This window comes from Hydrophilobacter chitinilyticus (assembly GCF_049860745.1).
Taxonomy (GTDB): Bacteria; Pseudomonadota; Gammaproteobacteria; order Burkholderiales; family Burkholderiaceae_C; genus Rhodoferax_B.
Window position 1 is genome coordinate 845,152 of the sequence record NZ_CP187561.1, and the last position, 23,212, is coordinate 868,363.

23 protein-coding genes are annotated in these 23,212 nt (G+C 63.2%); 17 read left to right on the plus strand and 6 right to left on the minus strand.

What is annotated here, in order from left to right; genetic code table 11:
* Positions 1 to 272 precede the first annotated feature (272 nt).
* Positions 273 to 1,766, minus strand: a complete 1,494-nt coding sequence (locus tag ACPWMG_RS03990; protein WP_483303363.1) for a sensor histidine kinase — start codon at positions 1,764 to 1,766, stop codon at positions 273 to 275.
* Positions 1,763 to 2,476 (minus strand): response regulator transcription factor, encoded by a 714-nt coding sequence (locus ACPWMG_RS03995; protein ID WP_483303364.1) that lies wholly within the window; start codon positions 2,474 to 2,476, stop codon positions 1,763 to 1,765. Before ACPWMG_RS03995 ends, ACPWMG_RS03990 begins: the two co-directional genes overlap by 4 nt.
* Positions 2,477 to 2,580: 104 nt before the next feature.
* Here ACPWMG_RS03995 and ACPWMG_RS04000 point away from each other — a divergent pair, with 104 nt between their 5' ends.
* Complete coding sequence (locus ACPWMG_RS04000; protein WP_483303365.1) at positions 2,581 to 3,246, plus strand: HAD family hydrolase; 666 nt, start codon at positions 2,581 to 2,583, stop codon at positions 3,244 to 3,246.
* Between the two features lie 5 nt (positions 3,247 to 3,251).
* Here the strand turns inward: ACPWMG_RS04000 and ACPWMG_RS04005 are convergent, their stop codons facing one another.
* Positions 3,252 to 4,295 (minus strand): AraC family transcriptional regulator, encoded by a 1,044-nt coding sequence (locus ACPWMG_RS04005; protein ID WP_483303366.1) that lies wholly within the window; start codon positions 4,293 to 4,295, stop codon positions 3,252 to 3,254.
* 95 nt (positions 4,296 to 4,390) lie between these two features.
* Between ACPWMG_RS04005 and ACPWMG_RS04010 the strand changes: the two genes are divergently transcribed.
* Positions 4,391 to 6,112: an AMP-binding protein gene (locus tag ACPWMG_RS04010; protein WP_483303367.1), complete on the plus strand. Its 1,722-nt coding sequence runs from the start codon at positions 4,391 to 4,393 to the stop codon at positions 6,110 to 6,112.
* A 15-nt stretch (positions 6,113 to 6,127) separates the two neighbouring features.
* Here ACPWMG_RS04010 and ACPWMG_RS04015 read toward each other — a convergent pair whose 3' ends face one another.
* Positions 6,128 to 7,786 carry a Na+/H+ antiporter gene (locus ACPWMG_RS04015; protein WP_483303368.1) on the minus strand — a complete coding sequence of 553 codons (1,659 nt, stop codon included), beginning with the start codon at positions 7,784 to 7,786 and terminating at the stop codon, positions 6,128 to 6,130.
* A gap of 247 nt (positions 7,787 to 8,033) precedes the next feature.
* On the opposite strand from ACPWMG_RS04015, the gene ACPWMG_RS04020 reads away from it, so the two are divergent.
* From ACPWMG_RS04020 to ACPWMG_RS04070, 11 genes are all read left to right on the plus strand, one after another.
* Positions 8,034 to 9,656: a carboxyl transferase domain-containing protein gene (locus ACPWMG_RS04020; protein ID WP_483303369.1), complete on the plus strand. Its 1,623-nt coding sequence runs from the start codon at positions 8,034 to 8,036 to the stop codon at positions 9,654 to 9,656.
* Positions 9,657 to 9,664: 8 nt separating this feature from the next.
* Positions 9,665 to 10,174, plus strand: coding sequence for a DinB family protein (locus ACPWMG_RS04025; protein WP_483303370.1), 510 nt, complete (start codon positions 9,665 to 9,667; stop codon positions 10,172 to 10,174).
* Positions 10,171 to 10,956, plus strand: a complete 786-nt coding sequence (locus ACPWMG_RS04030; protein ID WP_483303371.1) for an enoyl-CoA hydratase/isomerase family protein — start codon at positions 10,171 to 10,173, stop codon at positions 10,954 to 10,956. The genes ACPWMG_RS04025 and ACPWMG_RS04030 overlap by 4 nt, the downstream gene beginning before the upstream one ends.
* Before the next feature lie 35 nt (positions 10,957 to 10,991).
* Positions 10,992 to 11,744, plus strand: a complete 753-nt coding sequence (locus ACPWMG_RS04035) for a DUF4126 domain-containing protein (RefSeq protein WP_483303372.1) — start codon at positions 10,992 to 10,994, stop codon at positions 11,742 to 11,744.
* Between the two features lie 118 nt (positions 11,745 to 11,862).
* Positions 11,863 to 13,878, plus strand: a complete 2,016-nt coding sequence (locus tag ACPWMG_RS04040) for an acetyl/propionyl/methylcrotonyl-CoA carboxylase subunit alpha (RefSeq protein WP_483303373.1) — start codon at positions 11,863 to 11,865, stop codon at positions 13,876 to 13,878.
* Between the two features lie 74 nt (positions 13,879 to 13,952).
* A complete protein-coding gene (locus ACPWMG_RS04045) occupies positions 13,953 to 14,873 on the plus strand; it encodes a 2-hydroxyacid dehydrogenase (protein WP_483303374.1) in 921 nt (306 codons plus the stop codon).
* Positions 14,874 to 14,896: 23 nt separating this feature from the next.
* The gene (locus tag ACPWMG_RS04050) at positions 14,897 to 15,805 is read left to right on the plus strand and encodes a hydroxymethylglutaryl-CoA lyase (protein WP_483303375.1); all 909 of its coding nucleotides are present in this window, start codon (positions 14,897 to 14,899) and stop codon (positions 15,803 to 15,805) included.
* A 34-nt stretch (positions 15,806 to 15,839) separates the two neighbouring features.
* Entirely contained in the window at positions 15,840 to 16,337 is a 498-nt protein-coding gene (locus ACPWMG_RS04055; protein ID WP_483303376.1) for a YbaK/EbsC family protein, read from the plus strand.
* Positions 16,338 to 16,420: 83 nt separating this feature from the next.
* A complete protein-coding gene (locus tag ACPWMG_RS04060) occupies positions 16,421 to 16,657 on the plus strand; it encodes a DUF1289 domain-containing protein (protein WP_483303377.1) in 237 nt (78 codons plus the stop codon).
* Positions 16,658 to 16,673: 16 nt separating this feature from the next.
* Positions 16,674 to 17,321, plus strand: a complete 648-nt coding sequence (locus ACPWMG_RS04065; protein ID WP_483303378.1) for a 2-hydroxychromene-2-carboxylate isomerase — start codon at positions 16,674 to 16,676, stop codon at positions 17,319 to 17,321.
* Between the two features lie 140 nt (positions 17,322 to 17,461).
* Complete coding sequence (locus ACPWMG_RS04070; protein ID WP_483303379.1) at positions 17,462 to 18,172, plus strand: YebC/PmpR family DNA-binding transcriptional regulator; 711 nt, start codon at positions 17,462 to 17,464, stop codon at positions 18,170 to 18,172.
* Between the two features lie 42 nt (positions 18,173 to 18,214).
* On the opposite strand, the gene ACPWMG_RS04075 is transcribed toward ACPWMG_RS04070, so the two are convergent.
* Complete coding sequence (locus ACPWMG_RS04075) at positions 18,215 to 19,948, minus strand: putative bifunctional diguanylate cyclase/phosphodiesterase (protein ID WP_483303380.1); 1,734 nt, start codon at positions 19,946 to 19,948, stop codon at positions 18,215 to 18,217.
* Between the two features lie 187 nt (positions 19,949 to 20,135).
* Positions 20,136 to 20,732, minus strand: coding sequence for a Csu type fimbrial protein (locus ACPWMG_RS04080; RefSeq protein WP_483303381.1), 597 nt, complete (start codon positions 20,730 to 20,732; stop codon positions 20,136 to 20,138).
* 231 nt (positions 20,733 to 20,963) lie between these two features.
* On the opposite strand from ACPWMG_RS04080, the gene ACPWMG_RS04085 reads away from it, so the two are divergent.
* From ACPWMG_RS04085 to ACPWMG_RS04100, 4 genes are all read left to right on the plus strand, one after another.
* Positions 20,964 to 21,449: a GAF domain-containing protein gene (locus ACPWMG_RS04085; RefSeq protein WP_483303382.1), complete on the plus strand. Its 486-nt coding sequence runs from the start codon at positions 20,964 to 20,966 to the stop codon at positions 21,447 to 21,449.
* A 126-nt stretch (positions 21,450 to 21,575) separates the two neighbouring features.
* A complete protein-coding gene (locus ACPWMG_RS04090) occupies positions 21,576 to 21,722 on the plus strand; it encodes a hypothetical protein (RefSeq protein WP_483303383.1) in 147 nt (48 codons plus the stop codon).
* A 20-nt stretch (positions 21,723 to 21,742) separates the two neighbouring features.
* Positions 21,743 to 22,204, plus strand: coding sequence for a CYTH domain-containing protein (locus ACPWMG_RS04095; protein ID WP_483303384.1), 462 nt, complete (start codon positions 21,743 to 21,745; stop codon positions 22,202 to 22,204).
* Positions 22,205 to 22,402: 198 nt separating this feature from the next.
* Positions 22,403 to 23,194 carry an SDR family NAD(P)-dependent oxidoreductase gene (locus tag ACPWMG_RS04100; RefSeq protein ID WP_483303385.1) on the plus strand — a complete coding sequence of 264 codons (792 nt, stop codon included), beginning with the start codon at positions 22,403 to 22,405 and terminating at the stop codon, positions 23,192 to 23,194.
* Positions 23,195 to 23,212 lie beyond the last annotated feature (18 nt).

Consider the following 23,212-nt stretch of genomic DNA (forward strand, 5'->3'; position numbering starts at 1 on the left):
GATGCGTAGCGAGCCGGGTTGAATTCGGTATCGCAGCCCCTTCTAGCTGCGCCTGCGATGGGCGGTTTTGGTGGGATCAGTTTCGCTGGCTGTCTGAGCCGCAGGCGAGTTCCAGCGAAACCCCGCCAAAACCGCTCAGCGCAGGTTTGCCCTTCGCTTTGCGAAGGGACGCAGATAGTGGGGTCGCCTTCTCTTTGGTGACTTTCTCTTGGCGACCCAAGAGAAAGTTACTCGCCGCCGGGCGACTCCCGGCCAGCAGCGCCAATAAAAACTCACACAGCAACCGGCAACAACAACCTCACCCGCAACCCCCGCGGCACCACCAACTGCACATCCGCAGTCCCCCCATGCCGCACCGCAATACTCTGCACAATCGCCAGCCCCAAGCCACACCCCCCCGGTGCCTCGCTCGCCCGCCAAAAGCGCTCAAACACCCGCGCCAAATCGGCCTGCGCCAAACCCGGCCCGTTGTCCTCCACCTCAATACACGCCTGCTGCGGATTGGCCGGGTTCACACTCACGCGCAAGGTCACCGTGCTGTTGGCGCCCGCGTACTGCAGCGCGTTGTCGATCAGGTTGCTCAGGGCCTCGCGCAGCAGCAGCTTTTCGCCTAGCAGCATCAGGTGGTCTACACCTTCGTAGCCCAAGTCCACGCTGTGTTGCAGCGCGCGGGGCGTCCAGTCGCGGGCCACTTCGCGGGCCAGGGCGGCGGCGTCAAACGGGGCGAGTTGAATGTCTGCATCGGTGCGCGCCAGCGATAGCAACTGGTGCACCAGGTGCGCGCTACGCAGCGCGCCGGAGTGCACCTTGCGTAGCCGCTCTTGCAGGGCCTGCGGGTCGGCCTCGCGCAGGGCCAGTTCGGTTTGGCTGATGAGGCCGGCCAGCGGAGTGCGCAGTTGGTGGGCGGCGTCGTTCAAGAAGCGTTTTTCTTGCTGCACGCTGCGTTGCACGGCGGCCAGCAGTTCGTTCACGGCGGTGGCCAACGAATGCACTTCCAGCGGGGCTTGGGTCAGGGCGATGGGCGGCAGTTCGGCCAGGTTGCGGCCGGTGCGCGCACCCACCGAGTCTTCCAGCCGCTGCAAGGGGCGCAGGCCACGGGTGATGCCGGCGGTGATCAGCGCGCCCAGCAAGATGCCCAGCAACAGCAGGGGCAACAGCATGTCGGCCACCAACTCGCGGGCAATGCGGTGCTGCACCGTCATGCCCTTGGCGATTTGCACCCGCAGGCGTTGCGGGGCGTTGGCTTCGCCGTAGTTCACTTCCAGCAGGGCCACACGCACGGGTTTGCCGTCAAGCTCGGAGTTGTAGAGCAGCGGCTCGCCCGTCATGGGGTTGGCCTCCACGGGCGGCGGCGGCAGGTTTTGGTTGCCCAGCACAAACCGGCCGGGCGGTGACGACACCATGTAGCTCAGCTTGTCTTTCGGATCTTGCTCCAACACATCTTGTGCGGCGCGCGGAAAGTCCACCAGCAGGCCCGAGCCCAATGGTTTGACCTGGCGGGCCAGGGCCTGCAACGACTCGGTAAGCGAGCGGTCGATGGTGTTTTCGGCGTAGCTCAGCGCGATGCGGTAGGCCAGCACGCCGCCGACCAGCCACAGCAGCACCTGCGGCAGCAGCAGCCACAGCAGCAGCACGCGTTTGAGCGAACGGCCGGGGGCGGTGGCTGGTGGCGCAGCGGCGGCACCGTACACCGGGGCTTGCACCGTGAGGCGGCTATGGAGTTGGGATAAAGAGGTCGATGCGGGATCAGCCGGGTGGCCTTTCATGACGGGCCTTGCTCCAGCAGATAGCCCAGGCCCCGCACGTTGCGGATGTTGAGGTTCGAATCGCCAAGCTTGCGCCGCAGGCGGTGCACATAGACTTCAAGCGCGTTCGACGCCGCCACCGTGCTGCCGCTGGGCGTGTCGGCTGGAGCCGACTGCCAGGCCGCCAGCACGTCTTCGCGGCTCACCACCTGGCCGGTGTTGGCCACCAGCAAGCCCAATAGCACCCATTCACGAGGCGTTAATTCCAGAGCCTCGTCACCCAGCCAGGCGCGCGGCAGGGTGGCGTCGACGCGCAGGCTGCGCGTGCCTTTTTCGGTGATCTCCAGCGAGCCGCCAAACGCTGGTAACCGCGCGCGACGCAGCATGGCTTGCAGGCGCGCTTGCAGTTCGGCCATATTGAAGGGTTTGGTGAGGTAGTCGTCGGCGCCGGCATTCAGGCCTTCCACGCGCTCTTCAATGCCGTCGCGCGCCGTCAGAATCAACACGGGCAAGGCGGCAAGGCGGCGGCGAATCCAGCACAGCAGGGTAATGCCATCGATCTGCGGCAAACCCAGGTCGAGAATCACGCCGTCAAAACGGCTTGTTTCCAACTGGCCCTGCGCCAGCGCGCCGTCGGCAGCGGTGGAGACGCTGTAGCCAGCCTGCGTCAACTGCGCGGAGAGGGCGTCGCGCAGCAATTCATCGTCTTCGGCAATCAAGAGGTGGGCCATGGTGGAAGCATAGCGCGCTTGGCGTCTGTTGCCCTCCGTAAAAGCACGTGGAAACCGTCTGAAAAGCGGCTGTTGGTACCATCCAAGCCAAAGGAAACTGCGATATGAAATTTGCCGGTGTTTTGTTTGATTGCGATGGGGTGTTGGTCGATTCGGAGCCGATCACCAACGGCGTGCTGCGCGACATGCTCGAAGAACAAGGCTGGGTGCTGACGGTCGAGGAATGTATGGCGGTTTTTGTCGGCAAAGCCGTGATGGACGAGGCCCACACCATTGCCGCCAACACCGGCAAACCCGTCACGCCCGAATGGATGGCCGAGTTTCGCGCCCGCCGCAACCAGGGGCTGGAAGATCGCCTGCTGGCCGTGCCCTATGTGGTGCCCGCCATCCAGCAAATCCACCAGGCATTCGACGGGCGCATTGCCTGCGCCTCGGGGGCGGATCGTTTCAAGGTCGAACTGCAACTCGAAAAAGTTGGGCTGATGCCTTATTTCAGCGGCCGCATCTTCAGCGGCCATGAAATGCCGCGTTCCAAACCCGCGCCCGACGTGTACCTGGCCGCCGCCGCCGCGCTGGGCGTCGACCCAAAACGCTGCGCCGTGGTGGAGGACACCGTGACCGGTGCCGCCGCTGGGCTGGCCGCTGGCGCCACCGTCTTTGGCTACTGCCCCAGCAGCGTGGGCCACAGCGGCGTGCAAGCCATGCGCGACCTGGGTGTGGCGCAGGTGTTCACCGACATGCGTGAACTGCCGGAGTTGCTGGCAGCCTAGGCCGTCTAACCGGTTTCTGCAGACTTGCGAAACGCGCCTGGCGGCTGGCCCGTCCAGGTGTGGAAAGCCCGCGCAAAACTCTTTTCGTTCTGAAAACCCACGGCCAGCGCCACCTTCTTGAGCGGCATCGCGCTCTTGCGCAGCAGCGTGGTGGCGTGTGCCAACCGGGCTTCGTTCTTCAGCGCCAACAGCGTCGTGCCCTCGGCCAACAACTGGCGGTGCAGCGTGCGCACCGAAATGTTGAGCTGGTGCGCCAAGGCTTCGGCGGCGCCCGCGCTGTCTTGCCGCAACAGCGTGCGCACCTGGGCCGCCAGTTGCCGGGTGCGGCGGTAGGGGCGCACGGTAAGCGACACCGCGCGGCGCAGCATCGCCCGGGTGGCGGCTTCGTCGCGCACCAGCGGCAGGGCCAAGTGGTCGCTGGTGAAGCTGAAGCCCGCGACCAAGGCATTGGCCGAATTGAAATGGATGCGCGCGCCGGGAAACAGCAGCGGGTAGACCTCGGCATGCGCCGGGGCCGCAAACGGAAAATGCGCCTCCTGCAGCAAGATGCGGGTATCGACCGCCCAGCACGCAAAGCCGTGCACGCTGCGCAGCAAGGTCACCAAGCAGAACTCGGGCAGCGGCTTTTGGGCGGTATGGTGGATCTGCAGATGGGCCACGCCATCCGCCGCGTGCAACTGCAGCGTCACGTCGTCCACCAGCAGATGCAAATGTCGGCACCAGCGCTGTAAGGCCACACCCAGGTTCGGCGCGCTGAGGCTGGCGCGGCACAACAGGCCGTAGCTGCCCCACGGCAGGGGGCGGCTGAACCAAGCCAGCGCTTCGTCGTCCAACTCCTGCATGGCGCTGGCCGACAGCAGTTCAAACTGCCCAGCCGTGACCCGCGCTGCTGGGTTGGCGAGCATCTTTGGCGTAATTTGTGCCACTTCCAGCACCCGTTGTGGGCTTTTGCCATACGCCACATACGCTTGTAATACGCCGTGAACGAACGCCATGGGCGTGGCGGCTGTGCGCGATGGGCGTGGAACAATGGTTTTATCAGTTGGCATGATTTGCAACCATTTTGGCGTGAAATGCGCTGCTGTGTGGTTTAAGGTTGCATCAAACACCGCACTCGAATCGAAGTGTGAGAGGAGACAGCTTCATGGCCCCCCAAGTCCTGACCCGCAGCTACGACCGCGGCACCACCGACGTGCCCCTGATGGAACAAACCATCGGCGACTTTTTCGACACCATGTCCGCGCTGCATCCAGACCGCGAAGCCCTGGTGTGTGTGCACCAAGGCCTGCGCTACACCTACGCCGAATTACGCGACGCCGCTGATCAGCTGGCCAGCGCATTGCTCGCCAGCGGCCTGGTGCATGGCGACCGCGTGGGCATCTGGTCGCACAACAACGCCGAATGGGTGTTGCTGCAACTGGCTACCGCCAAGGTGGGGCTGGTGCTGGTCAACATCAACCCGGCGTACCGCACGTCGGAGTTGGAATACGCGCTGAACAAAGTTGGCTGCAAAACGCTGGTGACGATGGCGCGTTTCAAGACCAGCGACTACCTGGGCATGCTGCGCGAGTTGGCCCCTGAGTTGGGCAGTGCCGAGCCAGGCGCCTTGCAATCCAAAAGACTGCCCGCCCTGCGCCAGGTGGTGTGGATCGACAGCCCGGCCGACATGCAAAACGAACCCGGCATGCAACGCTTTTCGGCACTGATGGCGCAGGGCATCAAAGGCCCGGGAGGCGACCCAGCGGTTGCGGTAGCGCAGCGCCAATGCCAGGCCACCGACCCGATCAACGTGCAGTTCACCAGCGGAACCACCGGCTTCCCCAAGGGCGCCACGCTCACGCACCGCAACATCCTGAACAACGGTTTCTTCATCGGCGAATGCATGAAGCTCACGCCGGCCGACCGGCTGTGTATTCCTGTGCCGCTGTACCACTGCTTTGGCATGGTGCTGGGCAACCTGGCGTGCCTGACGCACGGCGCCACCATCGTCTACCCAAACGACGGCTTCGACCCGCTGACCGTATTGCAAACCGTGCAAGACGAGAAGTGCACCGGCTTGCACGGCGTGCCCACCATGTTCATCGCCGAGCTCGACCACCCGCGCTTCAAAGAGTTTGATTTGTCGACGCTGCGCACCGGCATCATGGCCGGCTCGCCATGCCCCACCGAGGTGATGAAACGCGTGGTGAGCGACATGCATTTGTCGGAGATCACCATCGCCTACGGCATGACCGAAACCAGCCCGGTCAGTTGCCAAAGCTCTACCACCACACCGCTGGCGCGCCGTGTGTCCACCGTGGGCACGGTGCAGCCGCACTTGGAGGTGAAGATCATCGACCCGGCTACCGGCGACATCACCGACGCAGGCGTCTCGGGTGAGCTGTGTACGCGTGGATATTCGGTGATGCACGGCTACTGGGGCGACCCGGCCAAAACCGCCGAGGCGATTGATGCCGAGGGCTGGATGCACACCGGCGACCTGGCGACGATGGACGCGGAAGGCTACGTCAACATTGTGGGCCGCATCAAAGACCTGGTGATTCGCGGCGGTGAGAACGTCTACCCGCGCGAGATCGAAGAATTTTTGTACCGCCACCCGCAGATCCAGGACGTACAAGTGGTGGGTGTGCCCGATGCCAAATACGGCGAAGAGTTATGCGCCTGGATCATCACGCGCCCCGGTCAAACCTTGAATGAAGACCAGGTGCGTGACTTCTGCAAAGGGCAGATCGCGCACTACAAGGTGCCACGCTACGTGCGCTTTGTGACGGCCTTCCCCATGACCATCACCGGCAAGATCCAGAAGTTTCGCATCCGCGAGCAGATGCAGGACGAGCTGGGTTTGACGGCGGCCAAAACCGCTTGATGCGGCGATAGCGTGTCAAAGCTCGCCATGCCGCGACGACGTGCCTTCAAGGTGTTTGCGCACCGCCACCTCGGCCAAGTCCACCTCTTGCACCAGGTCACGCAAGGCGTGGTCGTTGATGCGGTTGGCGCGACGCAGGCGGTACAGCTCGGTGCGCTCGGCTTGCAGGCACACCAGGCGCAGCGCCATTTCCAACTGATGCTCGCGTTGGGTTTCGGCGGCGCTGGTAGCCTCGGGTGTCAGGCTTTCGATGCGGCGGTGGTATTCCATCGCAATGCGTGTGGCGACTTCGGCGTACTCCACTTCCTGGTGCGCGCTGGCGTGCGGCGACTCCGACTCCATGGTTTCAATCGCGGCCTGCGCGGCCAATACACGCGCCTCGCGGATCTCGCTCAAGTGCGGCGAGTCGGTCTCGTGTGTTTGGTGGCGCAGCAGCAATGGCAGGCCGAGTACCGCCACCAGCATGGTGAACAGAATGGTGCCGCTGGCAATGAACACAAACAGCTCGCGTGCCGGGAAGGCGCTGCCATCCAGCAAGGTGAGCGGCACCGACAAGGCGCCCGCCAGCGTGATGGTGCCGCGCACACCCGCGAGAGTGGCCACGGCCACCAGGCGGGGGGTGGGGTGGCTCACTTGCCGACCACGGCGCCGCGCGGTGCGCATGGAGCGCTGAACCGCCAGCGTCATCCACACCCAACGCAGTGCCAGCAGGGCCAAGGAAATGGCCACGACAAAGCCGAGCAAATGCCAATCGTTGCCGGTGTGGTGCTCCAGCGTGTCGCCAATGATGGCGGGCAACTGCAAGCCCAGCAGCAAGAAGATCATGCCGTTGAAGGTAGCCTCGATGATGTTCCAGGCGTTTTGCTGCTGCATGCGTTCGGCCACGTGGTCGCTGCGTTCCAGGTCGGCAAAGTTGATGGTGATGCCGCAGGCCACCGCCGCCAGAATGCCCGAAACACCCAGCCTTTCGGCCACCGCGTAGGTGGCAAACGGCAGCAGCAACAGCAGCACCACGATGTGCAGCGTGGCGTCTTCCGGCAGCCGGCGCGTGACCACGTGGCGCAACTGCACAAACAGCCACGCCAAGCCCGCCCCCACGGCCACGCCGCCCAGCGACATCCACACCAGGTCGATGCTGGCGTCGCGCAACGAGAACGTGCCGGTGAGCGTGGCGGCCACGGCGAACTTCAGCGCCACCAGGCCGGAGGCGTCGTTGAACAACGACTCACCTTCCAGCATGTGCAGCAGCTCTGCCGGCATGCGCATACGCTTGGCGATGGCCGACACGGCCACCGCATCGGTGGGCGACAACACGGCGCCCAGGGCAAACGCCACGGACAAGGGAATGCCTGGAATCAGCCAGTGCACAAAGTAGCCCATGCCCACCACCGTGGCCAGCACCAGACCGAACGACAACGTGAGGATGGGGCGGCGCAGCCGGTACAGCTCGCGTTTGGGAATTCGCCAGCCGTCCGAGAACAGCAGCGGCGGAATGAACAGCAGCAAGAACACCTCGGGGTCGAGCTTCACGTGCAGCCCGTGGTGCGGCAAGGTCACCACCGCGCCCAGCGCAATCTGCAGCAGCGGCAAAGGCACAGCCGGCACCCATTGCGCCACCAGGCCCGACATGGCGCCGAACATCAGCAGCAGCGAAACCAGTTCGACGGTGGACATGGGTGGGGTGAGGGCTTGAGGGGAAGAGCAGAACGGTCTTGTTTTATAGCCTGCCCAGCGGCTGTTGGGTGTGTTTGCCGGGCTAAAGATACACAAACGTTCGGTAAATTTGGTTTTAGAATTGACGTTTACGTAAACGTCAATTTGACGTGCAACTTTTGCAGGTTGGCACACCTCTCTGCGTGTGCCATGCTCCGCAAGCCGTCAAGTCAGCCCTCACGTCATAAAAGATAAAAGGAAGCGTCGCATGCCCGCACTGGAGACAAAACTCAATTCGCGCTCGGCCGAGTTTCAGGCCAACGCCGCCGCCATGGCCACGTTGGTCGACGACCTGCGCGCCAAGACGGCGCAGGCTGCGGCCGGTGGCGGCGAGGCGGCCCGTGCCAAACACACAGCACGCGGCAAACTGCTGCCGCGTGAACGTGTGCAAATGCTGCTCGACCCCGGCACGCCGTTTCTCGAACTCTCGCCCCTGGCCGCCCTCGGCATGTACCCCGACCGCGACGGCAGCGACAGCGCGCCTTGCGCGGGTGTCATCACCGGCATTGGCCGCGTGGCCGGCATGGACTGCGTGATCGTCTGCAACGACGCCACAGTGAAAGGCGGCACCTACTACCCGCTTACCGTGAAGAAGCATTTGCGCGCGCAAGAAGTGGCGCAGCAAAACCGCCTGCCGTGTATCTACCTGGTCGACTCGGGTGGCGCCAACCTGCCCAACCAGGACGACGTGTTTCCCGACCGCGACCACTTCGGCCGCATCTTTTTCAACCAAGCGAACATGAGCGCGCTGGGCATCGCGCAAATCGCCGTGGTCATGGGCAGTTGCACCGCAGGCGGTGCATACGTGCCGGCCATGAGCGACGAGTCCATCATCGTCAAGAACCAGGGCACCATCTTCTTGGGTGGCCCGCCGCTGGTGAAGGCCGCCACGGGCGAAGTGGTGAGCGCTGAAGACCTGGGCGGCGGCGACGTGCACACACGCCTCTCAGGCGTGGCCGACCAACTGGCGCAAGACGACATGCATGCGCTGGCGCTGGCCCGCGCCTCGGTGGGCAACCTGAACAAAACCAAGGTGCACGAACAAGCGCTGACCGCGCCTGTGGCGCCGAAGTTTGATGCCAAGGAACTCTATGGCGTGATCCCCACCGACACGCGCAAACCATTCGACGTGCGCGAGATCATTGCGCGCATTGTGGACGGCAGTGTGTTCGACGAATTCAAGGCCCGCTACGGCACCACGCTGGTCGCCGGCTTTGCGCGCATCGAAGGCATGCCGGTGGGCATCATCGCCAACAACGGCATTCTGTTTTCAGAGTCGGCATTGAAGGCCACACACTTCATTGAACTCTGCTGCCAACGCAAGATCCCGCTGGTGTTTTTGCAGAACATCACCGGCTTCATGGTGGGCCGCAAATACGAGAACGAAGGCATTGCGCGCAACGGCGCCAAGATGGTGACCGCCGTGGCCACGGCCAACGTGCCCAAGTTCACGGTCATCATCGGTGGCAGCTTTGGCGCCGGCAACTACGGCATGTGTGGCCGCGCCTACTCGCCACGCTTTTTGTGGATGTGGCCCAACGCGCGCATCTCGGTCATGGGCGGCGAGCAGGCGGCCGGTGTGTTGGCCACCGTCAAGCGCGACGGCATCGAAGGCAAAGGCGGCGCATGGAGTGCCGAAGAAGAAGAGGCCTTCAAAGCCCCCATCCGCCAGCAATACGAAGAACAAGGCCACCCGTACTACGCCACCGCCCGCCTGTGGGACGATGGCGTGATCGACCCCGCCGACACGCGCCGTGTGCTGGCGCTGGGCTTGAGCGCGTCGTTGAATGCGCCGATTCCTGAAGCGAAGTTTGGTTTGTTCCGGATGTAAGGCCATCCATGCAGAGCCAAGACTACTTCAGCACCCTTGCACGCTACAACGTGTGGGCTACGGCGCATTTGCTTGATGCGGTGGCGTTGCTGCCAGAAGATGACTACCGGCGGGATGTAGGCCTGTTTTTTAAAAGCATCCATCGCACGTTGAACCATCTGCTGGTGGGCGAGCAGCTGTTGTGGTTCGTTCGGTTCTCCGGCGCTATGCCTCCGCGTCTGGATTTGGCAGATGAAGCCGAGACAGATCGATTGGCGCTCGACCAACGCCTGCGCGCAGGCACATTGGGTTGGGAGCCGTTGATTGCCAGTTGGCCTGCCTCGCGTTTTGATGAAGTCTTCAACTACACCACCACCAACGGCCAAGCGGTTTCGCTGCCCTTGTCCACCACGCTGGGGCATGTGTTCAACCACAGCACGCACCACCGGGGGCAAATGACTGCAGCGCTCACGGCGCTGGGGCAACCGTGCCCGGTACTGGATTTCGTCTACTTCTTGTTAGCGGAGCAAAAAAAATGACCTCGGCCATAAACGTCGCGCAAAGTGGCTTCGTCTCCACCATCACGCTCAACCGCCCAGACATCCGCAACGCTTTCAACGACGAAGTCATTGCCGAATTGACACAGACGTTTGCGGCGTTAGGCCAACGAGAAGACGTGCGCTGCATCGTCCTCGCAGCCGTTGGCACGGCCTTTTGCGCCGGCGCCGACCTCAACTGGATGCGCCGCATGGCCGACTACACCCGCGCGCAAAACCTGGCGGACGCGGGCGCGCTGGCCGAGATGCTGCGCGTCATTGCCGAGTGCCCCAAGCCGACCATTGCGCGCGTGCAGGGCGATGTGTATGCGGGCGGCGTGGGCCTGGTGGCCGCGTGCGACATGGCGGTGAGCGTGGACGGCGCGGGCTTTTGTTTGAGCGAGGTGCGTATTGGCTTGATCCCGGCCACCATCAGCCCCTACGTGGTGCGCGCCATGGGGGCACGCGCGGCGCAGCGCTACTTCTTGACGGCCGAGCGCTTCAGCGCCGCCGAGGCCTTGCGCATTGGCCTGGTGCATGAGGTGGTGGCGGCTGACGCCTTGGATGCCAAGGTGGCCGAACTCGCCAAAGCCGTGTGCAACGCCAGCCCCGCCGCCGAAGTGGCGTGCAAACAATTGCTGCGTGATGTTACGGGTCGAGAGATTGATGCAGCGCTGATTGCGCATACGGTACAGGGCATTGCCGACATCCGCGCCAGTGCCGAAGGCCGCGAGGGTGTGCAGGCGTTTCTGCAAAAACGCAAGCCAGGCTGGCTGAGTCAGTGAGCCCCAGCCCAGGCGCGCCCTGAACCTCAACTCCCATGGAACAACTCTGGACGAACATCATTCAATGGCTGCACAGCGCGGGCTTGCACCTCGACGGCGACACCGCGCGGCAAGTGACGCAGGGCGCTGGTGCCGTGGCCGATGCGGTGGGCAGTGGTGTGGCGCAGGCCACCTCTGGCCTCGACATGCCGGGCCTGCTGGCGCTCGCTGCTGCGTTGGGCTGGGCGAGCGGTTTTAGGCTGTATGCGGTGGTGTTCCTGGTGGGGTTGATGGGCGCTGCCGGTTGGCTGCCGTTGCCACCCGGCCTGCATATTTTGCAAAGCCCCGTGGTGCTGACGGCCAGTGGCGTGATGTTGTTTGTCGAGTTTTTTGCCGACAAGATTCCATGGCTCGACAGTGTGTGGGACACGATTCACACCGTGATTCGTATTCCCGCTGGCGCCCTGCTGGCCGCCGGTGTGTTTGGTGCCGATAACGCCACCATGGCTGTGGCAGCAGGCCTGTTGGGAGGCTCACTCTCGGCCACCGCGCTGGCCACCAAGATGACCACGCGTGCTGCGGCCAACACATCGCCAGAGCCGTTTTCCAACTGGTTCCTGTCGTTCTTTGAAGACGGGTTGGTGGTAGCGGTGGTGTGGCTCGCCACGCAACACCCGTTGGCGTTTGGTGTGGCGCTGGTCATTGCGTTGGTGTTGTCGGTGCTGCTGCTGATGGTGTTGATCAAATTCTTGCGCGTGGTGCTGCGCGGTGTGTCTTCTTTCTTTCATGGCTCTGCCAAGGTGGCTTAGATGTTTAAAAAAATCCTGATTGCGAATCGTGGTGACCAGCCACGCAGTGGCGCAGCGGCGAAGCCAAATCGTCTGGCACGCATCGCGTGCGCAAGCGATTTCAACGCGGAGGCCCAACATGTTTAAAAAGATACTGATCGCAAACCGCGGTGAAATCGCTTGCAGAGTTGCTGCTACGGCCAAGCGCATGGCCATCAAAACGGTGGCGGTCTACTCAGAAGCTGATGCCGGTGCCAAACACGTCGTCGCGTGCGACGAGGCTGTGGCCATCGGCGGCAGCGCACCGAAAGACAGCTACCTGCGCTGGGAGCGCATCATCGAAGCCGCACGCGCCACGGGCGCCGAAGCCATCCACCCCGGCTACGGCTTCTTGTCGGAGAACGAAGACTTTGCCAACGCCTGCGCAGCGGCCGGCCTGGTGTTCATTGGCCCGCCAGCGGCTGCCATCTTGGCAATGGGCTTGAAGGCCGAGTCCAAACAGTTGATGGAAAAGGCCGGTGTGCCCCTGGTGCCCGGCTACCACGGTGCCGACCAAGACCCAGCGCTGCTGCAGCGCGAGGCCGACCGCATGGGCTACCCCGTGCTCATCAAGGCCAGTGCGGGTGGTGGTGGCAAAGGCATGCGTGCGGTCGACAAGGCAGAAGACTTTGCCGCAGCGTTGGCCTCGTGCAAACGCGAAGCCATCAACAGCTTTGGCGATGATGCGGTGCTGGTCGAGAAGTATGTGCAACGCCCGCGCCACATCGAGATCCAGGTGTTTGGCGACACGCACGGCAACGTGGTCTACCTGTTCGAGCGCGATTGCTCGGTGCAGCGCCGCCACCAAAAGGTGCTGGAAGAAGCCCCCGCACCCGGCATGACAGAAGCCATGCGCAAACAAATGGGCGAGGCTGCTGTGGCCGCTGCACGAGCCGTGAACTACGTCGGTGCGGGAACGGTGGAGTTCATCGTCGAGCAAAAGCCGGGTGGCGAAATGCAGTTCTTCTTCATGGAGATGAACACCCGCCTACAGGTGGAGCACCCGGTGACCGAAGCCATCACCGGGCTGGACCTGGTGGAGTGGCAATTGCGCGTCGCCTCAGGCCAGAAGCTGCCACTGGCGCAAAGCGAATTGCGCATCCACGGCCATGCCATCGAGGCGCGCATTTGCGCCGAGAACCCCGACAACCAATTCCTGCCCGCCACTGGCACCTTGGCCGTGTACCGCAAGCCCGCCAGCGTGAGCTTCGAGCGCGGCCTGGTGCGCGTGGACGACGGGGTGCGCGAGGGTGACGCCATCAGCCCGTTTTACGACTCGATGGTGGCCAAGCTCATCGTGCACGGCAACACCCGTGAAGAGGCGTTGGCAAGGCTAGATGCCGCGCTGGCGCAAACCCATATCGTGGGCCTGGCCACCAACGTGCAGTTCTTGCGCCATGTGTTGCGCAGCGAATCGTTTGCCAAGGCCAACCTCGACACCGCGCTCATCCCGCGTGAAGAGGCGGTGTTGTTCCACCAGGAGCGCGTGGGCTTGAGTGTGGCCGCAGCGGCTGCCGTCGCGCACACGCTGCTGAGCGAGGAGGCCTCTGCCGCCAGCCAAGCCGCTGGCTGGCGCGACCCCTGGAGCCAGCGCGACGGCTGGCGCAACGCCGGTTTCAACACCCGCCGTTTCGCCTTCGAATTCCACGGCCGTGCCGTGGCTGCGGAACTGGGCTACCTGCACGATGGCGCCTACCACCTGCGCGTGGACGACTTTGCGGGTGTGCTGCAGTTCCGCTCTAGTCCCCAAGGCGGTGTGGTCATCGACTATCTGGACGCGCATTACACGCTGCAGGTCGACCGCCTGGGCGACACGCTCTACGTCTTCGCCCCTCATGGCGCTACGCAGATCGAGCTGATCGACCTGCTGGCCCACGCCGGTGAAGCGCACGGCGAAGGCGGGCGACTCACCGCACCCATGCCTGGCAAGATGGTGTCGTTTGCCGTGCAGGCGGGCGACACGGTGAAGAAAGGCCAACCGCTGGCCGTGATGGAGGCGATGAAGATGGAACACACCATTGCTGCCCCCGCCGACGGCGTGGTGGCCGAATTGCTGTTTGCGCCCGGCGACCAGGTGCCCGAGGGGGCGGAGTTGTTGAAAATTCAAAATGCATAGCAAGTCCAGTTGATCAACAGGGCTTCGTAGCTGACTTAGACTTGGATTTTTTATAAAACCTACGAAAGCTTTGCATGCGTATCGTCTTTAGTTGCATCGGAACCAAGCCCGAACCCTGGCTGCGCAGCCTGCGCATGGCGCTGCCGCAAGCTGAGATCGAGGAATGGGTGCCCGGCGCGCCGCAGGCCGATTACGCCGTGGTCTGGGCACCGCCGCAGACGCTGCTCGACGAGCAAAAGCAGTTGAAGGGTATCTTCAACATCGGCGCCGGCGTGGACGCGCTGATGCGCTTGCGCCTGCCCGAGGGCGTGCCCGTGGTGCGTCTGGACGACGCCGGCATGTCGGTGCAGATGGCCGAGTACGTGTGCCACGCCATCATCCGCCATTTCCGTGGGCTGGACGTGTGTGATGCCGACGAGCGCATCCAGCGCTGGTCGTTCCGCCCGCCCAAGGTGCGCGCGGAATACCCCGTGGGCATCATGGGCCTGGGCGTGTTGGGCGAACGTGTGGCCAAGGCGGTGGCGACGTTTGAGTTTCCGGTCGTCGGCTGGAGCCGCAGCCCCAAGACCATCGACGGCGTACGCTGCTTTGCCGGCCAAGAGCAGTTCAACGACTTTTTGGCCGCCAGCCGTTTCCTCGTCTGCCTGGTGCCGCTCACGCCCGACACCGTGGGCGTGCTCAACCGTGACACCCTGGGCCGTTTACAGGCCGGCGGCTACGTCATCAACGTGGCGCGCGGCGCGCATGTGGTCGACGAGGACTTGATCGCCCTGGTCGACAGCGGCCACCTGGCTGGCGCCACGCTGGACGTGTTCCACACCGAGCCGTTGCCCACCGAGCACGCTTACTGGAAGCACTCCAAGATCACCGTCACGCCGCACACCTCGGCGCGCACCGAGCGCGATCTCAGCATTGGCCAGATCGTCCAGAAGATCCAGGCGTTGGAGCGTGGCGAGGCGATTGCTGGCGTCGTCGATGCGGCCAAGGGTTATTAAGAGACATCAAAGAGGACACCACCATGGCACTGCCCACCCGCGTCAAACTGGTCGACGTAGGCCCGCGCGACGGCCTGCAGAACGAAAAACAACTGGTGCCCGCCGCCGTGAAAATCGAGCTGGTGCACCGCCTGCAAGCGGCTGGGTTGAAGGAGATTGAAGTCACCAGCTTCGTCTCGCCCAAATGGGTGCCGCAAATGGCCGACAACCTTGAGGTGATGGCCGGCATCCAGCGCCAAGCAGGCGTGCGGTATTCGGTGCTGACGCCTAACCTCAAGGGCTTTGAGGCCGCCGTGGCAGCCAAGCCGGACGAGATCGTGGTGTTTGGCGCCGCGAGTGAGACCTTCAGCCAGAAAAACATCAACTGCAGCATTGCCGAGAGCATCGAGCGCTTTGCGCCGGTGGTCGAGGCGGCGCGGGCTGCGGGCATCTACGTGCGCGGCGCGATGAGCTGCGTGGTCGGCTGCCCTTACGAGGGCGAGATTGCGCCCTCGCAAGTGGCCTACCTGGCGGGGCTGATGAAGGGCATTGGTGTGCAGCACATTGGCGTGGCAGACACCATTGGCGTGGGCACGCCGCACAAGGTGCAGCGCGCCATGGAAGCCACGCTGCAGCACTATGCGCTGGACGACGTGTCGGGCCACTTCCACGACACCTACGGCCAGGCGCTGGCCAACACGCTGGCCTCGCTCGAGATGGGCGTGTGGCAGTACGACACCTCGGTTTCCGGCCTGGGCGGTTGCCCGTTCGCCAAGGGTGCTACAGGTAATGTGGCCACCGAAGACGTGGTCTACATGCTGCAAGGCATGGATATCGACACCGGCATCGACCTGCAAAAGCTGGTGGACGCCGGCCAATACATCAGCGAGCACTTGGGGCGAAAATCGGGCTCCCGCGCTGCCACGGCTTTGCTAAACAAGCGCACGTCTTAGAACACGTTCTTAACTTTTTGAAAGCCAGATGATCATGTGCGGAGCTGAACTCCATTCCCTGCCCGAAGGTGTGCAACGTGTGGCTGCCGTGCTGCAAGACAAGAACCATCCGCACAGCCCCGTGATGCTGGCCGACGCCGCGCGCACGGCGCAGCAAGCGGCCGATGCCCTGGGCATCGAGGTCGGGCAGATCGCCAAGAGCATCATCTTCCGCCGCACCGAGGACGACGCGGCGGTGCTGGTCATCACCTCGGGCGACCGGCGTGTGGACGAGAAAAAGGTGGCGGCGCTGGTGGGCAAGCTGGGCCGTGCCGACGCCGACTTCGTCAAAAGCAAGACCGGCTTCACCATCGGCGGGGTATCGCCCGTGGGGCATGCGGGCCCGGTGGTCACGCTGATCGACCGCGAACTGTTCCGTTTCGACGTGGTGTGGGCCGCAGCCGGCCATCCGCACGGCGTGTTCCAGTTGCGCCCGCAAGACCTCGAAGGCCTGACTTCGGCCCCGGTGGCCGATGTGGTGAAGGCCGAATAAGATGAATCGGCCCCCATCGCTCACTTCGTTCGCTGCCCCCCGAGGGGGTGCGTCAGCCCTTGGGGCGGCCCGGCGGTGCTGACATGACCCCACGGCAGCATCTGCAAGAACGCGCTGCGGCCTACCATGCCTTGCCCGCAGATGCGGTTGAGGTGGTGTCGCCGTGTGTCTCGGTCTGCCGCATGGATCCGGCCACCGCGCTGTGCGAAGGCTGCCTGCGCACCATTGGCGAAATTGCAGACTGGAGCCGCATGGCGCCCGATGGCAAACGTACGGTGTGGGCGCGCATCGACGAGCGTCTGGCGGCTTGTGTCGACTGAAGCAGGGACCAGACGCATGCACCACATCACCTTCTACCTCGACTTTGTGTCACCCTACGCCTACATCGCCTTCGAGCGGTTGCCGCAGGTGCTGCAAGGCCTGAGCTACAGCGTGGCGTATCAGCCGGTGTTGCTGGGCGGCGTGTTGCAACACCACGGCCAACGCGGCCCGGCGGAAATTCCGGCCAAGCGCGAATGGCTCTACCGCCATGTGCAGTGGCTGGCGGCCGAGCACCACATTCCCTTGACAATGCCGACCGCACACCCGTTCAACCCGCTGCCGCTGCTGCGCTTGGGCCTGGCTTGTGATGCACAAGGGCAACCCAATCGCCACGTCTGCGCCAATATCTTCCGCCACGTGTGGCAGGGCGGGGCCGATGCCGTGGAGGCCACGCGCCTGACGGCGCTGCAGCAGCAATTGCAACCGGCCAGCGACTCCACGGGAGCCGAAGTAAAGCAGTTGCTGCGCACCTGTACCGAACAAGCTATCGCCGCCGGTGTGTTTGGCGTGCCGAGCTTTGTGGTCAACGGCAAACTCTTTTGGGGCGTGGATGCGCTGCCCATGCTGCGCGCCTATCTGGACGGCGCGCCGTGGTTCGATGGACCTGCCTGGGACGTGGTGCAGCAACTGCCGTATGGGTTAGCGGCTAAACCGGCGGCCTAAGGCTACGCTGTCGGCTCGTTCTTAATTCTCTGCGCGGCCGGTTGCAGGGGCTTCGGCGCTAACATTGAGGGCTGTGCGCCCCGTGTCTGACACCCGAGCGCAGCCAACCCAACAACAAATCAATACAAGGAACTGCAGCCATGGGCGCGCAATGGAAAGCAAAAGGCAAGGAACTCGCGGCAAACGCTCGGGGCCGACTGTTCGGTAAATTGGCCAAAGACATCATGATTGCCGCGCGCAATGGCGCCGATCCTGCGGCCAATGCCCGGCTGCGGCTGGTGATCGAGCAGGCACGCAAGGTGTCCATGCCCAAAGACACGCTGGACCGCGCCATCAAAAAAGGCGCGGGCCTGACCGGTGAGTCGGTGCATTTCGACCACGTGATCTACGAAGGCTTTGCGCCGCACCGCGTGCCGGTGATGGTCGAGTGCCTGACCGACAACGTGAACCGCACCGCACCTGAAATGCGTGTGTTGTTCCGCAAGGGCCAATTGGGCACCTCGGGTTCGGTGTCCTGGGACTTCGACCACGTGGGCATGATCGAGGCCGAGCCCGCCGCTGCAGGCGCTGACCCAGAATTGGCCGCCATTGAAGCCGGTGCGCAAGACTTTGAAGCCGGCGAAGAAGGCGTCACCATGTTCCTGACCGACGCCGCCGACCTCGACTTGGTGAGCCGCGCGCTGCCCGCCCAAGGCTTTACCGTGCTGTCGGCCAAGCTGGGCTACAAGGCGAAGAATCCAGTGGATCCGGCCACCCTGAGTGCCGAGCAACTCGAAGAAGTCGAGGCCTTTCTGGCCGCCATCGACGAGAACGACGACGTGCAAAACATCTTTGCGGGCCTGGGCGGCTAAACCGCTTTCAGCGTCTCGTCACTGGCCCTGACGGATGCGGCTTTAGCGTGGGGCCAGCATGGCTTGGTGCGTGATTGGCTCATGCACCCGCCGCAGAATGCCTTCTGGCACCGTTAGCGATTGCGCGAATTGTTCGGCCGACACCGGGCGCGAAAAATAGTAGCCCTGGAACAGGTCGCAACCCTGCTGCGCCAGATACCGCACCTCCGATTCCCGCTCTGCACCCTCCGCCAGAATCCGCAAATCGAGCCCCTGCGCCAATTCGATGAGTGCACCGCAAATGGCCTGGCTCTGGCGCGTGCGGTGCACATCGGTCACAAACTCGCGGTCGATTTTGAGTTTGTCGACCGGCAGCTTGCGCAGGTAGCTCATGCTGGCGTAACCGGTGCCGAAGTCGTCGATCGCGATGCTCAGGCCGTCGCTGCGCAAGGCCGAAAACATCCGACGCGTGTGAGCATGGTCCACCATGGCCACTGTTTCCGTCAGTTCGATTTCCAACTGGTCCGGTGAGATGCGTGCGCTCTCAATGGCGTCTCGCAGGTGCTGTCTGAGTGCCGGATCCAGAAACTGCCGCGCAGACACGTTGACGGCCATGCGGAGTCCGGCAAGACCAGTGCGGTTCCACTCGCCCAACTGTTGGCAAGCTTGCCGAATCACCCACAAGCCCAAAGGCTCGATCAGACCTGATGCCTCGGCCGTGCCAATGAAGGCGCCTGGCGGTACAAGCCCCCGTTCGGGGTGCTGCCAGCGCAACAGCGCCTCTGCGCCAATGGCGCGGCCGACTTGCAGATCGAACACGGGCTGGTAGTGCAGCACGAACTCGTTGCGCTCCAATGCGCGGCGCAAATCCTGTTCAAGTTTTAATTGCTCGACCACCGCGCGGCGCTGTTCCACCGTGTGCAGCAGCACTTCAGAATGGGCAGCCAATGACGCTGCGTTGACTGCCGCATCAATCAGCATTTGCGCGCTTTGGCCATCTTCTGGAAACGCCGCGATGCCGGCCTGAAGCTGCGGGCGAAAGGTCATGCCACTGATGGCCATTTCGCCGCCGGACGAGGCCAGGCTTTCGCGCAAGCGCGCTGCCGCCAGCGGCCAGGTGTCCGACGCATCCTGAAGCTGCAAGATGAAACCGAACTTGGACGGGCCAATGCGCGACAACTGATCCTCGGGGTGACCTCTTTTGGCGAGGCGTAGCGCCAGAATGCGCGCGGCCGCTTCGGAGCCCTGGGCGTCAACCGCTTCCGCAATGCGCGTCAAGTTGGCGTCGCGCACAATGGCCACCGCAAAGGGCTGACCAAGCGCCATGCGCTCTTGTACCCGGTTGGCGAAACGTTTGCGGTTGGGCAGGCCGGTGACCTCGTCCACAAACTCCAGTGCGTCCATCGTTTTGTCCAGCTGCTCCAGCGTGCGGTGGGCGTCTGCCATCAGCGTGCCCACCTCGTCGGTGAATTGTGTCGGCAGGTCCAGCCGTTGGCGGTGCTCTCTGAACAGGCGCAAGGCTCTGGCGGTGGCGACGACGGGGCGTAGCAGATGGTGCAGGACCAGCAGGGTGATGGCCGTGCCCGCAAGGGTGGCGACGAGCGCCACCGACAAGGTGCGGACGAGAACGTGCCAGTCGTGGGTGGACTGGAACGCAAACCAGCAAGCCAGGCTGAGCAAGGGCATGTGCGTGCCGATGAACGCCATCACCATGATTTTGGATTGGTAATTCAGCCGCCGGAATTTGGCGACCCAGGCGTATAGGCTGAGGTTGGGTAGTTTGTCGCTGGCAGCCATGGGGCTCGTTTCTTGTGTGGGGCACATCCGGTGTGCGTTGGGATGCGTGGGCGGGGATCTGCTACGCGCCCTGCTATGCCAACCCTGCAGGCCAGGACGGCCTGGGGAGCGTCAATTGAATTTGAGACAGATTGCGGGGCAAGATCAGGGCGTTGAGGGCTGTCTTGGCCCTCCTTGGCCCGTCTTCTTACCAGGCCAGCGTCACTTGCAGGGTGTCGACGTAGGTACCAGACGTCATACCGTTGGTGCTGGTCTTGTTGATGCGGCCATAAACCGGCAGGTTCACAGCGGCGCCGGTACCGGGCAAGGTCACGCCCAAAGCGGTGGCGTTGGCGGGGTATGCGGTGGTCAAGGCGGCGTCGCTGTAGACCTCATAAGGCAGGTAGCTGGTACCCAGCTTCATGGCACGTGAGCCGGTGCCAATGCTGCCGCCTTGGCCAGCGTTGTTGCCGCCGCTGACCGACACGGTCAAGGCGGTCACATCGGGCGAGCAGACGATTTGCGTGGCACCTGCGCCGCCCACACCACCGGTGGCGTTGGCGGTCAACACACCGGTGAAGGTGCTGGGCTGTGAACCGAAGTCCAGCGTACCCAGGTTCACACCGCTGCTGCCGGCGCCAGAGGCACCGCTGATGTAGCAACCGGCTTGCAACACCATCTTGGCGTTCAACTGACCGGCCATGTTGCCGGCGGCTTGTGCGCCGAAAGAGGTCAAACCAAAGCCGAGAGCAAGAACAGCAGCGGCAGCGGCGGAAATCTTGGTGGTCTTGGCGGTGGTTTTCATGTCCATCTTTCGGTGTGTTGCGATGGAATGAATTGTGGTTTTTAACGCCCAAAAGATCGTGACGCAAACGTGAACTTCAGATTCTTGGCTTGTACCGCCAGTCCCCGCCCCCCAGGTTTTCACGCGCGATGACGCCCTATAACCTGTCGGCCCAAACGGTCTGGCTGGCCTCATTCGAGCCGACAACCGCTTAGACTGATGGGCATGTATTTGGACTACGAACCAGACGACTTGGACGTCACAATTTGCGAATTGCTGGTTGCCACCAGCGACTCCGCCGACCCGGCCCTTCCAACTGCTGTGCCAGAGGTGCTGAAACTGCTGCGTACGCGCTTGGGGATGGATGTGGCCTTTGTGTCGCAAATCGCCGACGGCCGCCGCACTTTCAAGGCCGTGGACTGTGCGCCAGACTTTCCGCTGCTGCAGGTCGGCATGTCCGACCCGGTGGAAGAGAGTTGGTGTCAACGGGTGGTTGAAGGCCGCTTGCCAGAGCTGATGGAAGACGCGGCGACTTATGTAGCATCGGGGCAGGCGCCTGATCCAGGGTTTCCCATCGGCACGCACCTCAGCACACCTGTGCGGCTGTCTGGAGGGACTGTTTACGGCACCTTGTGCTGCTTCAGCCGTGGCGTTTGCGCAGATGCCGACATTGACCGCCTGCGCTACACCGCGCGCCTGCTCGCCGATCGGTTGGCACAAGGGAAAGCCAGTTTGTAGAAATTTGCCAGCGGGTTGCGCGCACCATCCGTAGCGACCGTTGTCGAAGTTTCTATTGCAGATGGCGATGCCAGTCCATCCGGCCTGCCACCGCGTTACATTCGATCTTTTAACGAGGAACACACCATGGCCAAAGGCGAACAGCGCAGCAACAAAATGACGAAGAAGCCAAAGAAGGACAGCAGCCCGCCGCAAGACTCTTCGGGCACCTCAACGCGCCCCACGCCGCCGGTGACTTCGGTGATGCCCAAAGGCAAGTTGAAGAACAAGTAAACACGTTCTCAGAGTCTTGTATGGCTGTAGAAATTGAGCGCAAGTTCCTGGTCCGCGATACCTCTATGCTGGCGGGCCTGACCGGCACCAAGATGGCCCAGGGCTATCTGGCAGACAACGGCATGGTCGTGCGCGTCCGCGTGGCCGGCGACAAGGGATTCTTGACGCTGAAGGGCAAGACCACCGGCCTGTCGCGTGCCGAGTTCGAATACGAAGTCCCCCTCGAAGATGCCGAGGCGCTGTTGGCCGGCTTTGCCAGCCTGGGGCGGGTGGAAAAGGTTCGGTACTACATCCCCGTAGGCGACCTGACTTTCGAAGTCGATGTGTTCGACAAAGAGCTTTCAGGCCTGGTGGTCGCAGAGGTGGAACTGCCATCCGAAGACCACCCCGTGCCGACACTGGATTGGCTGGGCCTGGACGTGAGCCTTGATCCGCGCTACCGAAACTCCGAGCTGGCGGTCAGCCGAACGATTCCGTCGTAGTCAGTCTGCGTTTGCCGCCCGAAGCAGGGCAAGAGTGCGTGCTGGCATCTGCCATTCGGGAGAGGCCAACGGGAAGACTTTTTGTCACAGTCACGCTGTGGCTGCTGTAGCCGATTCGGCCGACTTGGCCGATCTGGAGAGCTCTCAGCCGAGCCCTATCCTCGCGGCATTTTCCGCGTTCTACTCAGGAGAATTGACATGGATCTGCAACTCAAAGGCAAGCTGGCCCTGGTGAGCGGAAGCACGGCTGGCATCGGCTACGCCATTGCGCACACGCTGGCGCAAGAGGGTGCCAGTGTGATCGTGAATGGTCGGACGCAGGCGGGGGTGGACGAGGCCGTGGAGCGCATCCGCGCGGAGACAAAAGGCACGGTCCACGGCTATGCCGGAGACCTGAGCCGTGCCGAGGCGGCGAACGACGTGGTGCAGCGCCATCCCGGCATCAGCATTCTGGTCAACAACCTCGGCATCTTTGAGCCCAAGGCGTTTGAAGATATTCCCGACGAGGACTGGCTGCGCTTCTTTGACGTCAACGTGCTGAGCGGCGTGCGCCTTGCACGCCTGGTGCTGCCCGAGATGAAGCGTGCGAACTGGGGGCGGATCATCTTCATCTCCAGCGAAAGCGCGGTGCAGATCCCCACCGAGATGATCCATTACGGCATGAGCAAGACCGCGCAGCTTGCGGTGTCGCGCGGGCTGGCCGAATCCGTGGCTGGCACCGGCATCACGGTCAACAGCGTGCTGCCCGGCCCCACGAAGTCGCGTGGTGTGGGCGACTTCGTCGAAAGCATGGCGCAATCGAGCGACAAAAGCTTTGCGCAGGTTGAGGCAGAGTTCTTCGAGAACGTGCGCCCCACTTCGTTGATCAAGCGTTTTGGCACGCCGCAGGAAGTGGCCTCGCTGGTGACCTACGTGGCGAGCCCGCTGGCATCTGCTACCACCGGCGCGGCGCTGCGTGTGGACGGTGGTGTGGTCAAGAGCGCGTTCTAACGCCTTCCAACGGGTGCG